Source organism: Streptomyces luteireticuli (genome assembly GCF_041519305.1).
GTDB classification, from domain to species: domain Bacteria; phylum Actinomycetota; class Actinomycetes; order Streptomycetales; family Streptomycetaceae; genus Streptomyces; species Streptomyces luteireticuli.
The window spans coordinates 5,701,032-5,714,465 of record NZ_CP167927.1; the positions used below are offsets into that span (position 1 = coordinate 5,701,032).

The 13,434-nt window shown below is 73.5% G+C and carries 12 protein-coding genes; 5 read left to right on the top strand and 7 right to left on the bottom strand.

From position 1 onward, the window contains the following. Positions 1-70 precede the first annotated feature (70 nt). Entirely contained in the window at positions 71-4,579 is a 4,509-nt protein-coding gene (gene scy / locus AB8735_RS25710; protein WP_372411916.1) for a polarized growth protein Scy, read from the bottom strand. A gap of 170 nt (positions 4,580-4,749) precedes the next feature. After that, complete coding sequence (mce, locus tag AB8735_RS25715) at positions 4,750-5,190, bottom strand: methylmalonyl-CoA epimerase (protein WP_344019288.1); 441 nt, start codon at positions 5,188-5,190, stop codon at positions 4,750-4,752. A 145-nt stretch (positions 5,191-5,335) separates the two neighbouring features. On the opposite strand from mce, the gene AB8735_RS25720 reads away from it, so the two are divergent. Continuing rightward, a complete protein-coding gene (locus AB8735_RS25720; protein WP_344019290.1) occupies positions 5,336-6,562 on the top strand; it encodes an acetyl-CoA C-acetyltransferase in 1,227 nt (408 codons plus the stop codon). A 12-nt stretch (positions 6,563-6,574) separates the two neighbouring features. Further along, on the top strand, positions 6,575-7,531 hold the full coding sequence (gene meaB, locus AB8735_RS25725; RefSeq protein WP_372409646.1) for a methylmalonyl Co-A mutase-associated GTPase MeaB: 957 nt from the start codon (positions 6,575-6,577) through the stop codon (positions 7,529-7,531). 180 nt (positions 7,532-7,711) lie between these two features. On the opposite strand, the gene AB8735_RS25730 is transcribed toward meaB, so the two are convergent. The 4 genes from AB8735_RS25730 to AB8735_RS25745 form a co-directional block, all read right to left on the bottom strand. Continuing rightward, positions 7,712-8,185 carry a MarR family transcriptional regulator gene (locus tag AB8735_RS25730; protein WP_344019295.1) on the bottom strand — a complete coding sequence of 158 codons (474 nt, stop codon included), beginning with the start codon at positions 8,183-8,185 and terminating at the stop codon, positions 7,712-7,714. A 101-nt stretch (positions 8,186-8,286) separates the two neighbouring features. Next, positions 8,287-9,063, bottom strand: coding sequence for an AIM24 family protein (locus AB8735_RS25735; RefSeq protein ID WP_344019297.1), 777 nt, complete (start codon positions 9,061-9,063; stop codon positions 8,287-8,289). After that, positions 9,060-9,713 carry an AIM24 family protein gene (locus tag AB8735_RS25740; RefSeq protein ID WP_344019299.1) on the bottom strand — a complete coding sequence of 218 codons (654 nt, stop codon included), beginning with the start codon at positions 9,711-9,713 and terminating at the stop codon, positions 9,060-9,062. Before AB8735_RS25740 ends, AB8735_RS25735 begins: the two co-directional genes overlap by 4 nt. After that, positions 9,713-10,351 carry an AIM24 family protein gene (locus AB8735_RS25745; protein ID WP_344019302.1) on the bottom strand — a complete coding sequence of 213 codons (639 nt, stop codon included), beginning with the start codon at positions 10,349-10,351 and terminating at the stop codon, positions 9,713-9,715. The genes AB8735_RS25740 and AB8735_RS25745 overlap by 1 nt, the downstream gene beginning before the upstream one ends. Positions 10,352-10,518: 167 nt before the next feature. Between AB8735_RS25745 and AB8735_RS25750 the strand changes: the two genes are divergently transcribed. Beyond that, the gene (locus AB8735_RS25750) at positions 10,519-10,863 is read left to right on the top strand and encodes a DUF3817 domain-containing protein (RefSeq protein WP_372409649.1); all 345 of its coding nucleotides are present in this window, start codon (positions 10,519-10,521) and stop codon (positions 10,861-10,863) included. Further along, positions 10,860-11,153: an MTH1187 family thiamine-binding protein gene (locus tag AB8735_RS25755; RefSeq protein WP_344019308.1), complete on the top strand. Its 294-nt coding sequence runs from the start codon at positions 10,860-10,862 to the stop codon at positions 11,151-11,153. Before AB8735_RS25750 ends, AB8735_RS25755 begins: the two co-directional genes overlap by 4 nt. Here the strand turns inward: AB8735_RS25755 and AB8735_RS25760 are convergent. After that, positions 11,138-12,133 carry a DUF5937 family protein gene (locus AB8735_RS25760; RefSeq protein ID WP_372409652.1) on the bottom strand — a complete coding sequence of 332 codons (996 nt, stop codon included), beginning with the start codon at positions 12,131-12,133 and terminating at the stop codon, positions 11,138-11,140. The genes AB8735_RS25755 and AB8735_RS25760 overlap by 16 nt on opposite strands. Before the next feature lie 70 nt (positions 12,134-12,203). Between AB8735_RS25760 and AB8735_RS25765 the strand changes: the two genes are divergently transcribed. Then, positions 12,204-13,430 carry an MFS transporter gene (locus AB8735_RS25765; RefSeq protein WP_372409654.1) on the top strand — a complete coding sequence of 409 codons (1,227 nt, stop codon included), beginning with the start codon at positions 12,204-12,206 and terminating at the stop codon, positions 13,428-13,430. The last annotated feature ends 4 nt before the right edge of the window (positions 13,431-13,434 follow it).

Here is a 13,434-nt window from a genome sequence, read left to right on the forward strand (position 1 = left end):
AGCGGCGTCGTATGGTGCGGATTCGCGTACTGGGTTGGGGGATTGGGAATTTCTCCCCCCGAATGAGTGGCTACTTCCGGTCCTGCTTGCCACCCGAACGAGTAGCGCCGGCACCGGCCGTCGCCTTCACCCCGCCCTCCTTGTGAGAGCCGCCTGCCCCGGGGGACTCAAATGATTCCAACGCCTCCAACACGTCCTGGACACGGGAAATCTCCGCCTGGATGTCCTCGCGGCGCTTCACCAGTGCCTCCAACTCGCCACGGCCGCCCTCGACAAGACGCCGGGCCTCCTGCTCGGCCTCGGTGCGCAGGCGCTCCGACTCGCGTACGGCCTCGGCCCGCATCCGCTCCGCGTCGCGCACCGCCGTGGTCTTCTTCTGCTCCGCCTCCTTCAGCAGCCCCTCGGCCTTCTTCACCGCGGCGATGCGCACCTTGCTCGCCTCGCCGCTCGCGTCCGACAGCAGCTGCTTGGCCTTCGCCTCGGCCTCCGCCAGCTGCTCGGTCGCCGCCGCGACCAGCTTGTCGCAGCGCTCGCCCGCCGACTGCATCGCCTCCGACGCCTCCCGGCGCGCGCGGTCGTGCAGCTCCTCGACCTCGCTCTCGATGCGGGCCCGCAGCTCGTCCGTCCGCTCCCTTATGGCCGTCGCGTCGGCGCGGGCCTCGGCCAGCAGCGTGTCCGCGTCCGTACGGGCCTGCTCCACCAGCGCGTTGCCCTCGCCCGTGGCCTCCGCCACGATGCGCTCGGCCTCCCGGCGGGCGGCACCGACCATGGTGTCCGCCTGCTCCTCGGCCGCGGCGGCGGTCTTGACCGCCTCCTCCTGTGCCTTGCCGATCAGCGCGTCCGCCTGCTCGGCCGCCTCGGTACGCCGCTGGGCGGCCGCGTCCCGCGCCTCGTCCACCGTGCGCTCGGCCGCCTCGCGGGCCTCCGCGCGCACCCGCTCGGCCTCCAGCACCGCATCGGCCTTGACCTTCGCCGAGTCGGCGCGCGTGCTGTTGGCGTTCTCCTGCGCCGCCGCCAGGGCCGCCTGCGCCTCGGCGGCCATCCGCTCCGCCTCGGCCGTCGCCTCCGCGATCAGCTCGTCCGCCTGCTGCGCCGCCTCCCGGCGCTGCCGGTTCGCCGCGTCCCGCGCCTCGTCGGCCGTCCGCGCGGCCTCCTGACGGGCGTCCTCCAGCGCCTGGGCCGCGTCCGCCCGCAGCCGCTCGGCCTCCGCCTTCGCGTCCGCGACCGTCCGCTCCGCCTCGGCCGCGGCCCGCGCCCGGTGCTCGTCGGCCGCCAGCCGCGCCTCCTCGGCGTTGCGGGCCGACTCGGCGCGCGACTTCTCGTCCTCGGCCCGCGCCTCGGCGGCCATCCGCTCGGCCTCGGCCGTCGCCTCGGCGACCAGCTCGTCCGCCTGCCGCGCGGCCTCGGTGCGGCGCTGGTTGGCCGCCTCCCGCGCCTCGTCCACGATGCGGTCGGCGTCGTCCTGCGCCGAAGAGGTCAGCTCCGCCGCCTCGTTGACGATCCGCTCGGCCTCCGCGCGGCCGTCCGCGCGCATCTTGTTGGCGTCCTCGCGGGCCTCGGCCTTGGCGCGCTGCGCGTCCTGCTCGGCCTGCGCCAGCGCGTCGGAGGCATCGGTGCGCATCTGCTGCGCCCTCGCCGACGCGTCCGAGACCAGCCGCTCCGCCTCCGCGGTCGCCTTCGCCAGCAGCTCGTCCGCCTGCCCGGCGGCCTCGACCCGGTGCGCGTCCGCCGCGTCCCGCGCCTCGTCCACCAGGGTCCGCGCCTCGGCGCGCATCCGCTCCGCGTCCGCGGCCGCCCGGTCGCGCTCGGCCTCGGCGGTCTCCTCCGCCTCCTCCAGCGTCCGGCCCGCCTCGGCGCGCAGCCGCTCGCCCTCCGCCGTCGCCTCCGCGACCAGCGCGTCCGCCTGCTCCGCGGCGTCCGAACGGCGCTTGTTGGCCGCCTCCCGGGCCTCCTCCAGCACGCGGGCGGCCTCCGCCTCCACGCGCTCGCCCTCGGCGATCGCCTCGTTCACCGTGCGCTCGGCCAGGTCGCGCGCCGCCTCCGCGGCCGACTGGGCCTCGGCCCGGATGCGCACCGCGTCCTCGCGGGCGCCCTCGCGCTCCTCGTACGCCTCGGCGCGGACCCGGTCCGCCTCCTCCTGCGCCTCGGTGACGGTCCGCTCGGCACTGTGCTCGGCCGCCGAGCGCAGCCCGGCGATCTCCTCCTCGGCCTGCTCGTGCAGGCCCGCGACCGACTCCCGCACCTGCTGGGCCGTCTGCTCCGCCGCCGACACCAGCTCCGCGGCGCGCTGCTCGGCCTCCTCGACCAGGCGCTCGGCCTCCTCCTGCGCCTCCGCGACCCGCTTGCGCGCCGCGGCCAGCAGCTCCTCGCTCTGCTCGTGCGCCGCCGCACGCTCCGCCTGGGCCTCCTCGCGGGCGTCGCCCAGCAGCTCCTCGGCCTCGCGCCGGCGCCGCGCGGCCTCCTCCTTGGCCGCCTCCAGCGCCTCGGCGGCCTCCGCCGCCGTCCGCTCGGCCGCCGCGTTCGCCTCGGCCCGCAGCCGGTCGGCCGCCTCCTGGGCCTCGGAGCGCAGCAGCTCCGCCTCTTCCTCGGCCTCCGTACGCAGCAGCTCCGCCGCCGCCTCGGCCTCGGCCTTCACCGTGGCCGCCTCGCCCGCGGCCTCCGCGCGCTGCCGCTCGGCCTCCTCCTCGGCCTGCGCCCGCACCGCACGCGCCCGCTCGGACGCCTCCGTGCGCTGCCGCTCGGTCTCCTCGGCCGCCTCCCGGCGCAGCCGCTCGGCCTCCGTACGGGCCTCGCGCAGCGCCTCCTCGGCGGTCTCCACCCGCCGGTCGGCCTCGGTGTGCAGCCGCTCCAGTTCCTCGGCGGCCTCCGCCCGGCGCTCCTCGGCGGCCCGCTCGGCCTCCTCGCGCAGCGCCGTCGCCGCCGCGTCCGCCTCCGCGCGGACGCGCTCGGCGTGGTCCTCGGCCTCCTCGGCCATCTCCTCGGCCTCGGTACGGGCCCGCTCCAGCAGCTCCTCGGCCTGCTTGCGCAGGGCGGCGGCGCGCTCCGCGGCCTCCGCCCGCACCCGCTCGCCCTCGGCGGTGGCGCTCGACCGGGTCTCCTCCGCATCGGCCTTGGCCTCGGCCAGCAGCTCCTCGGCGGTGCCCGCCGCGGCCTCGACCTTCTGCAGCGCCTCGCGGCGCGCCTCGGAGCGCAGCCGCTCGCCCTCGGCGACCGCGTCCGCGCGCAGCTGCTCCGCCTCGCCGCGCAGCCGCCGCGCCTCCTCCTGGAGCTCGACGGTCTTGGCGCGGTACTCCTTGGTGTCGTCCTTCGCCCCGGCCTTGAGCTGCTCCGCGGACTCCTCCGCCTGTGCCCGCAGCCGCTCGGCCTCGGTCTCCGCCTCCGTGCGGATCCGCTCGGCCTCCTCGGCGGCCGCCTTGGTGACGGCCCGGGCGTCCTCCGACGCCTTGGAGAGCACCTCCTCGGCCGCCCGGGCGGCCTTCGCCAGCCGGTCCGCCGACTCCTCGGCCGCCTTGCTGCGGGCGTTCTCCGCAGCCTCGGCGACCAGCCGCTCGGCCTTCGCCGCTGCGTCGTCGCGCAGCTGCTCGGCCTCGGCCCGCAGGGCCTCGGCCTCCTTGGTCTTCTCGCTGACGGCCCGGGCGATCTCGGCGCGCGTGGTGCGGGTGCGCTGCTCGTTCTCCGCCTCGGCCTCGGCCAGCCGGCCGGCCGCGGTCCGCTCGGCGTCGGCGACCAGCTTCTCCGCCTCGGCGCGCGCCTCGCGCAGCGCCGTGTCCGCCTCCTGGATCCGCGCCTCGGCGGCCCGGGTGAGCTCGGCGGCGGCGCTGCGCGCCTGGTCGGACTCGGTGCCCGCGTCCGTGCGCAGCCGCTCGGCGTGGTCGGTGGCCTCCTGGGCCTGCTGGGACGCGGCGGTCAGCAGCCGCTCGGCGTCCGTGCGGGCCCGGCGCAGGATCGCTTCGGCTTCGGCCCGGGCCTCCTCGGCCGCGGCCGCGAGCCGGGTGCGCGCCTGCTCGGTCAGCCGCTGGGCCTCGGCGCGGGCGGCGCCGAGCGACTGCTCGGTCTCGGCCCGCGTCTCCTCCATCAGCCGGCGGGCCTGCGACTCGGTGCGCGAGCGCAGCTGCTCGGCCCAGGCCACGTTCTCGTTGACGTGCGACTCGACGGTCGCCCGGCGTTCGTTGAGCTCCTCGTCCAGCCGCTGGCGCCGGGCCACGGCCTCGGCGTGCAGCTCGGCCTCCATCCGGGCCTGCCGCTCGGCGTGCTCCTGGAGGAGGCGCTGGGTCTGCGCCCGGGCCTCGCGCAGCTCGCGCTCGGCGTCCGCGCGCAACTGGTCGGCCTGGATCTGGGCATTGCGCAGCAGCTGCTCGGCCTGGTAGTCGAGACCGGCCGCGTCGTACGCGGGACGGTGGGCCAGCGCGCGGCGCGCCTCATGGAGCTTGGCGCGCAACACCTCGACCTGGTACCCGAGGTCGTCGGCGTGCTGAACCGCCTTCTCCCGCTCCTTCTTCAGCCGCTCCATCTCGGCCTCGAATTGCGAGAGGTGGTCGGTTTCAGCCCGCTGGCTGTCCTGGCGCTCGTAGCCCCGCACTGCGCGGTCCATCCGTCCCCTGGTCGCGTCGGTGGCCGGCCCCGTGCGTGGTGGTGGAACCCGGAGCCCGCCCTTCCGAAGAAATGGTGTCAGATCATCGGCACAGCCTGGGCCGGGCCCCACCCGTACCCCGGCCGAACCTGCACTCTACCGGCCGGGGCAGGTGTGGGTCAGTGCTCCTCGGCCGGACGGGGCGCCGAGGTGACCAGTTCCGTCAGCACCCCGTGGCAGTCCTTGGGGTGCAGGAAGGTGATGCGGGATCCCATCGATCCGGTGCGCGGGGCGTCGTACAGGACGCGTACGCCCTTGTCCCGGATCGCCTCGGAGTCGCCGTCCACGTCGGCGGTGCCGAAGGCGATGTGGTGCACTCCCTCGCCGTTCTTCGCCAGCCACTTGCCGACCGGCGAGTCGTCGCGGATGGGCTGGAGGAGCTGGAGGTACGAGGCACCCCCGTCCGAGGTCTCATTGATCTTCAGCATGGCCTCGCGGACCCCCTGCTCCTCGTTGACCTCGGTGTGGAACACCTCGAAGCCGTAGGTGGCACGGTAGAACTCGACGGTGGCGTCGAGGTCGGTACAGGCGATCCCGATGTGGTCGATGCGCGTCAGCATGGAACCAGTGCACCGCCGCGCCGAGCGGTCACGCAACGTGCGCGCGATCACACCTACGGGCCGGTGACCGAGTGGAGTACCGCTCAGTACATTGACGAAACCACCCCGACACCGACGTCAACCCCCGCCCGAAGGAGCCCCGTCCATGTCTGGCACGAACGGTTCGACCGGCACCACCTCAGTGATCGTCGCGGGCGCGCGGACGCCCATGGGCCGGCTCCTCGGATCGCTGCGGACGTTCTCCGCGGCGGACCTCGGCGGCCTGGCCATCAAGGCAGCGCTGGACCGGGCGGGCATCGGCGGCGACCAGGTGCAGTACGTGATCATGGGCCAGGTCCTCACGGCCGGCGCCGGGCAGATCCCCGCCCGCCAGGCGGCAGTCAAGGGCGGCATCCCCATGAGCGTCCCGGCGCTGACCGTCAACAAGGTCTGCCTGTCCGGCCTCGACGCCATCGCGCTGGCCGACCAGCTCATCCGCGCGGGGGAGTTCGACGTCGTCGTGGCCGGCGGCCAGGAGTCGATGACCAACGCCCCGCACCTGCTGCCGAAGTCGCGCGAGGGATACAAGTACGGCGCGGTCGAGATGCTCGACGCGATGGCGTACGACGGGCTCACCGACCCCTTCGAGGGCATCGCGATGGGCGAGTCCACCGAGAAGCACAACACCCGCCTGGGCATCCGCCGGGCCGAGCAGGACGAGATCGGCGCGCGCTCCCACCAGCGGGCCGCCGCCGCCCAGAAGAACGGCCTCTTCGAGGCGGAGATCACCCCCGTCGAGATCCCGCAGCGCAAGGGCGAGCCGGTCGTCTTCAGCAAGGACGAGGGCATCCGCCCCGACACCACCGTCGAGGGCCTGGGCAAGCTCAAGCCGGCCTTCGGCCGCGAGGGCACCATCACCGCCGGCACCGCCTCGCAGATCTCCGACGGCGCCGCCGCCGTGGTCGTGATGAGCAAGGCCAAGGCGCTGGAGCTGGGCCTGGAGTGGATCGCCGAGATCGGCGCCCACGGCAACGTCGCCGGCCCCGACAACTCCCTCCAGTCCCAGCCCTCCAACGCGATCCTGCACGCCCTGCGCAAGGAGGGGCTGACCGTCGACGACCTCGATCTCATCGAGATCAACGAGGCGTTCGCGGCCGTACTGGTGCAGTCAATCAAGGATCTGGGCGTATCCCCGGAAAAGGTGAACGTCAACGGCGGCGCCATCGCGCTCGGCCACCCGATCGGCATGTCCGGCGCCCGCACCGTCCTCCACCTCGCCCTGGAGCTCAAGCGGCGCGGCGGCGGGACCGGCGCGGCGGCGCTGTGCGGCGGCGGCGGACAGGGCGACGCGCTGATCATCCGCGTCCCCGGCGCCAACGGCTCCGCCAAGTAAGGGAGGCCGCTGATGGTGGACGTCCCCGCCCTCGTCGAGCAGGCCCGAGCCGGCCGGCCGCGCGCCGTCGCCCGGCTGATCTCGCTGGTGGAGGGGGCGTCCCCGCAGCTGCGCGAGGTCATGGCGGCGCTGGCGCCGCTCACCGGCGGCGCGTACGTCGTCGGCCTCACCGGCTCGCCCGGTGTCGGCAAGTCGACCTCGACCTCGGCGCTGGTCTCCGCCTACCGGCGGCGCGGCAAGCGGGTCGGGGTCCTGGCCGTGGATCCCTCCTCGCCCTTCTCGGGCGGGGCGTTGCTGGGCGACCGCGTCCGGATGTCGGAGCACGCGTCCGACCCCGGGGTCTATATCCGCTCCATGGCCACGCGGGGGCATCTGGGCGGCCTCGCCTGGGCCGCCCCGCAGGCGATTCGCGTCCTGGACGCGGCGGGCTGCGACGTCGTCCTCGTCGAGACGGTCGGCGTCGGCCAGTCCGAGGTGGAGATCGCCTCCGAGGCCGATACGACGGTGGTGCTCCTCGCCCCCGGCATGGGCGACGGCATCCAGGCCGCGAAGGCCGGAATCCTGGAGATCGGCGACGTCTACGTCGTCAACAAGGCCGACCGGGACGGCGCGGACGCGACCGCGCGCGAGCTCAACCACATGCTCGGCCTGGGCGAGGCCCGCGCCCCCGGCGACTGGCGCCCGCCGATCGTGAAGACGGTCGCGGCGCGGGGCGAAGGGGTCGAGGAGGTCGTCGAGGCGCTGGAGAAGCACCGGGCGTGGATGGAGGAGCGGGGGGCGCTCGCGTCGCGCCGGTCCGCTCGGGCTGCGCACGAGATCGAGCGCATCGCGGTGGCGGCTCTGCGCTCGCGGATCGCGGATCTGTCCGGGGACCGGCGGTTGGGGGCGTTGGCGGCGCGGGTGGCTGAGGGTGGGCTGGATCCGTACGCGGCTGCGGACGAGTTGGTGGCCGGGCTTACGGAGGGATAGGCCCCGGTCCCGCCCTTTCACCGTTTCCCCGGGGAGACTCCGGACCCCATTCGCCCTTCGGGCGAAGTCCTCAAGCGCCGGACGGGCTGAATTAGCCCGTCCGGCGCTTGAGGACAGCGCGCGCAGCGTGCTGCTGCGTGGGGGCACCCCCTCTGGGGGAGGTGAAAGGGCGGGGCGGGGTCACTTCCCCCGCGCAGAACGCAAGTGGTCCGCCACCGGCTTCAGCGAGGCGTGCAACGCCTTGAGATCCTCGGGCGAGAGGAGATCGATGAAGTGCTCGCGCACGGAAGCGACATGGTGCGGCGCAACCTTCCGCATCGTCTCCCACCCCTGCTCCGTCAGCACCGCGAACAGCCCCCGCCGGTCCGACTCGCAGTTCTCCCGCCGGACCAGCCCGGCGTTCTCCATGCGCGTGATCTGGTGGGAGAGACGGCTCTTGGACTGGAGGGTCGCCGCGGCGAGGTCGCTCATCCGCATCCGGTGGTCCTCGGACTCGGACAGGTTGACGAGGATCTCGTAGTCGTTGTTGGTCAGGCCGAACGGCTGGAGATCCCGTTCGAGCCGGTGCATCAACAGCCGGCTGACGTCCAGATGGGTCCGCCAGGTGCGCTGTTCCTCGTCGCTGAGCCAGCGTGTGCCGTTCTCGGTGTCCATAGAGAAATTCTACCTAAGGATGTTGAAAAGCGAACCAATTGGGGTAAAGGAAGCCGGAACGAGAGGTCAAGCGTTCGACGTCACACTCCGCAGGGTACCGCTCACAGCCCGAAGCGGCGCTGGAGGTCCCCGAGCTGGCCGGGGAGACGCGGTGCACTTGGCTGGTTCGCGGGGGTTGACGGCGTTCCCCCATGCGGCACACCCGCCTCGTCCGGCGGCGTCCCCGTCGGCCGCTCCGCCATCAACTGCTCGCTGGACTGCAGCAGTACGGTCCCCGCGCCCACGAACTCGAACTGGTGCTCCTCGCCGGACGCCCCGCCGAAGCCGGTGAGCATCCGCACCCCGCCCAGCACGCCCCGCATGTACTGATGGTCGTAGTGGTGGCAGGGGGACGGGCAGTCCGCCCACCCCACCAGCGCCTGCGGGTCCACCCGGATCGGCGGCTCGACGAAGACCACCGGCCCGTTGGACGCGGCCACGAACTTGCCCGTGCCGATCAGCGTCACAAAGCCGGGGATGATCGACTGCTTGAGCGCCAGCGACGGCTCGAACGCCAGCAGGTTGCCCGAGCGGACGGTGAGGTTGCCGTCCTCCAGGTCGTAGGAGTTGACGTCGAACGCCCGGTCCGCGAGCACCATCTTGCCGTGGCCCTCGGCCACCACCCAGTCCTGCGCGTGCAGCGGGGAGTGGAAGCTGGACTGGATGATCCGGTCCAGCGGTCCGTGGCCGATGCCATGGAAGCTGATCTGCCCGAAGTAGGCGACCATCTTCCCCTTCTGCAGGAACCACTGGCCGTTCAAGTCCACGCTGAACGCATAGGCGTTGACGTTGTCGTTGACGGGCAGGGTCTGCGCGTCATGGATGACCGGGCCGTTCACAGCTTCTCCTCCGACGCCTGCACATACACCGTCCCGTTGCCCGACAGCTCCAGCTGGAACGCCTCGCCCGAGCCGCGGCCGACGAACTCCCGCCAACCGAGCGCCGTCGACAGCTTGTTGCGCACGTCGCCGCGGTGCGCGACATACGCCTGCGGGTCCACATGGACCGGCCGCCCGGGGTGGATCGGCAGCTCGATGAAGCCGCCGTGGGCCATCACCGCCACCGCGCCGTGGCCCTTGAGCGTGGTGGTGAACAGGCCCTGCCCCGTCACCTGGCCGCGCACCATGCCCATCACGCCGCCCTGCGACCCCATGAACATCGTGCCCTGCTGGAGCGAGCCGTCGAAGGCCAGCAGCCGGTCCGCCTCCACGTAGAGCGTCTCGCCGGACAGCTCGATCACATGCACATGGTGGCCGCCGTGGCCGAACATCACCGAGCCGTTGCCCTCCACCGTCATCAGCGGCGTCGCCTCGTTGGCGACGCGGCGGCCGATCATGCCCATCACGCCGCCCTGGCCGCCGGTGATGCTGGGCGTGAACGACACGTCGCCGGTGTAGGCGATCATCGCGCCGCGCTGGCTGAACAGCCGCTGCCCGGGCACCACCTGGGCCTGCACCATCCGCGAGTTCAGCAACCGGAACCCCGACATCACACGTCACCCCCGAACGTGGTCCGCTCGCTCGGCTGCACGTACACCAGCCCGTCGCCCTCGAAGCGGATCTGGAACGCCTCACCCGAACCCTCGCCGAGGAAGGTGCGGAAGTTCACCCCCGACTGGAAGTGCTGCCGGAGCCGGCCGGTGTGCGCGATATACGCGCCCGGGTCCACCGAGAGCGGCGTCTGCGGCGTCACCCGCAGCACGATCGCCGTGCCGTCGGAGAGGAGCGCCGCCTGCCCCGTGCCCTCCACGGTGGTGGTGAACAGACCGTTGCCCTGCGAGGCGCCCCGCAGGCCGGTGAACGAGGTCCCGGTGCGCAGCGTCGCCTCCGTGCACAGCAGATTGCTCGCCTCGACGTACAGCGTCTCGCCGTGGAGGTTCACCAGATTGATCTCGCTGGCCTTGTCCGCGAAGTAGCAGGTGCCGTGTCCCTTCACCTCCATCACGGTCATCTGTTCCCCCGTGAGGCGGCGGGTGACCATGCCCCGCAGGCCGTCGCCGCCACCTGTCATCTTCTTGAACGTCATGTCCCCCTCGTACGCGACCATGGACCCGTTCTTGGCCTTGACCGCGTCGCCCGTCATGTCGACGGCGAGGACTTTGCTCCCCTGGAGCCGAAACTGTGCCACGGAGCGGAACGTTAGCGAGCCCCACCGACAATCCGACAGGGCTTCCGTCCGCAGCCGCCCCCGGGGTCCCTCGGTCCACACCGGGTGCGACAATGGTCCGACTTATTTGTGAAAGCGATCACAAGTCGTGGTCGCGCCGCCACTCCCGAGCAAAGGTGTGCTTCCCCGTGGACCTCAAGACCGCCTCCGCCCTGCGCCGGCTCCGACTGGTCTCCGCCCCGGAGGCCGTTTCCTTCCTTCTGCTGATCACGTGCTCGGTCCTCAAGCGGACCACCGACTTCAACGCCGTCCCGGCGATGGGCATGATCCACGGCGTCCTGTTCGTCATCTACGTGATCTTCTGGGCCGACGCCTGGAACCGGACCAAGTGGAGCGTGAAGACGGCCGCGCTGTACATCGTCCTCTCCGTCCTGCCGACCGGCGGCTTCTTCGCCGACCGCATGCTGCGCCGTGAGGCCGAGGCCAGCGTGATGGCCGCCCGCGCCCGCAAGGAGGGTGTGGTCAACGCATGATCGCCGCCTTCTCGATCACTCCGATCGGCGTCGGCGAGGACGTCGGCGCGTACGTCGCCGAGGCGGTCCGCGTGGTCCGCGCCTCCGGCCTGCCGAACCGCACCGACGCGATGTTCACCTCCGTCGAGGGCGAGTGGGACGAGGTCATGGACGTCGTCAAGCGCGCCGTCGAGGCCGTCGAGGCCCGCTGCGGCCGGGTTTCCCTCGTCCTGAAGGCGGACATCCGGCAGGGCGTGACGGACGGGCTGACGAAGAAGGTCGAGACGGTGGAGCGCTACCTCTCCTCCTGACCCTCGCTCCGTGCCAGGTCGCCGCCCAGCCGCGTCCGCTCGTACAGCACCTGGCGCCCGTGGCGGCGCGACGTCAGCAGGCCGGCGTCGCGCAGCACGGACAGGTGCGCCGAGACCGACGACAGGGCCAGTCCGTGCCGGTGGGCGAGGGCCGTCGTGGAGGCCGGCTCGTCGAGGCCCGTGAGGAGCGCCGCGCGGTTGGTGCCCAGCAGGCGGACGAGCGCGTCGGGCGACGGGGGCCGGGGCGCGGACCACAACGCGCCGATGCCGCGCGCCGGATAGACCAGCGTCGCCTGCCACGGAGGGTCGAAACCCGCGATCATCTTCGGCCAGGTGAATGCGGACGGCACCAGCAGCACCCCCTCGCCGTCCAGCGTCCGCTCGTGGTCGGCGCGGTGGTCGACGGTGAGCGTGCCGTCCGCCCACGACAGCGACGGGTGCAGGCCGGCGAGCAGCCGTTCCAGACCGCCGTCCGCCAACTGCCGCGTGCGGAAGGCGACATCCGCCTCCAGGACGGACCGCAGCCGGGGCCATTCCGGCAACAGCAGCTCCCGCCAGGCGCGTTCCAGGAGTCCCGTCAACTCCGTCACGGCGGCGGCCGGATCGGCCAGCATCGCCCGGCCCCGCGCCGACTCCCCGGCCCCCGGGGTCTCGGCCAGCGAGCGCGCCAGCTCCGCCCGCGCCAGCCCGGGATCCGTCGCCCGCACCCGCGCCAGCTCGTCCTCGAACGATGCCAGGGGACCGGCGGGCGGCGGGCACAGGAAGTCCGGCGCGTACCCGCGGCGCGGGGTCAGCAGCCGCAGCGGCGCCAGGTCGAGCCGCGCCGCGGCCGCCCGGACGCGGCGCAGCCACGGCAGGTAGTAGCTGTGCCGGTGCGGCTGGAGCAGGATGCGCACCGCCTCCTGCGTCTCCCACAGCGGTGACACCGCGAAGCGGCAGCGGAGCAGGTCGTCCGCTCCGAAGTGCAGGTGGAACGGCACGAGGGCTCCTCACTTTCGGCTGGCGCCGAAAGATTAGAGGCGGCCCGCCCCGGCCGGGATCCTTCCGATCATGACCGCCGCAACCGACGCCCCGCCGCGTGCCCGGGGCAGCTACGCCGCCGTCCTCGCCGTCCGCGAGTTCCGTGCCGTCTTCGCCGCGCACCTCCTGTCGCTGCTCGGCGTCGTGGTCTGCGAACTCGCCCTGTCCGTCCTCGTCTTCCGGCTCACCGGCTCCCCGCTGCTCAGCGCGCTCACCTTCGCCCTCGGCTTCCTGCCGTACCTCGTCTCCGGCACGCTGCTCTCCGGCGTCGCCGACCGCTTCCCCGCGCGGCGGGTGCTCGTCGTCTGCGACCTGCTCTGCGCCACGGCCGCCGCCGTCATGGCCCTGCCCGGCATGCCCGTCCCGGCCCTGCTCGCGCTGCGCTGCGTCAGCGCGCTGGTCGCACCGGTCTTCAGCGGAACACGGGCCGCGACGCTCGGGGACGTCCTCGGCGACGGCGACCTCTTCGTCCTCGGACGGTCGCTGATCCGGCTGATCTCGCAGGGCGCGCAGCTCATCGGCTTCGCGGCCGGCGGCCTGCTGCTGACGGTGCTCGCGCCGCGCACCGCGCTCGTCCTGACCGTCACCGGCTTCCTCGCCTCGGCGGCGCTGCTGCGCCTCGGCACGCGGCGGCGGCCGGCGCGGGTCCGGCGCGCCCCGTCCGCCCCGTCCGTACCGGGCGGCCCGGGTGGCACCCGCCGGCTCCTCGCCGACCGGCGCATACGGGCGCTGACGCTGCTGGTGTGGACGCCGCCCTTCTTCCTGGTCGTCCCGGAGGCGCTGGCGGCGCCCTACGCGGACGCGGTCGGGGCCGGCTCCGTCGGCGTCGGTCTGCTGATGTGCGGGACGCCGGTCGGGGCGGTCGTCGGCGAGGTCCTCGCCGGGACGCTGCTGTCCCCGCGCGCCCGCGAACGCGTCGCCCTGCCGGCGGCGGCCCTCTGCCTCCTCCCGTTCACCGTCTTCGCCTGGCGGCCCCCGCTGCTCTGGGCGCTGCCCGCGCTGGTGCTGGTGGGCGCGGGGATGCTGTACACGCTCGGCGTCGACCGGTGGTTCGTGGACGCCGTCCCCGAGGAACTGCGCGGCCGCGCGATGACGCTCCAGGTGTCCGGGCTCATGACGGTCCAGGGGCTGGGGATGGCGGCGGGCGGGGCGGTGGCCGAGTGGGTGCCGGTGCACTGGGTGATCGCCGGGGCCGGAGCGGTGGGTGCGTTGGTGACGGGGCTGGTGGTGCGCTGGGTACGCTCGGCGCGTACATGACCGG

Coding starts and splice junctions, on each gene's coding strand:
- AB8735_RS25740 (WP_344019299.1), bottom strand. CDS start 9,713: ATGTCGGGGTTCCGGTTGCTGAACTCGCGGATGGTGCAGGCCCAGGTG.
- AB8735_RS25730 (WP_344019295.1), bottom strand. CDS start 8,185: ATGGACACCGAGAACGGCACACGCTGGCTCAGCGACGAGGAACAGCGC.
- AB8735_RS25765 (WP_372409654.1), top strand. CDS start 12,204: ATGACCGCCGCAACCGACGCCCCGCCGCGTGCCCGGGGCAGCTACGCC.
- AB8735_RS25720 (WP_344019290.1), top strand. CDS start 5,336: ATGTCTGGCACGAACGGTTCGACCGGCACCACCTCAGTGATCGTCGCG.
- mce (WP_344019288.1), bottom strand. CDS start 5,190: ATGCTGACGCGCATCGACCACATCGGGATCGCCTGTACCGACCTCGAC.
- meaB (WP_372409646.1), top strand. CDS start 6,575: ATGGTGGACGTCCCCGCCCTCGTCGAGCAGGCCCGAGCCGGCCGGCCG.
- AB8735_RS25755 (WP_344019308.1), top strand. CDS start 10,860: ATGATCGCCGCCTTCTCGATCACTCCGATCGGCGTCGGCGAGGACGTC.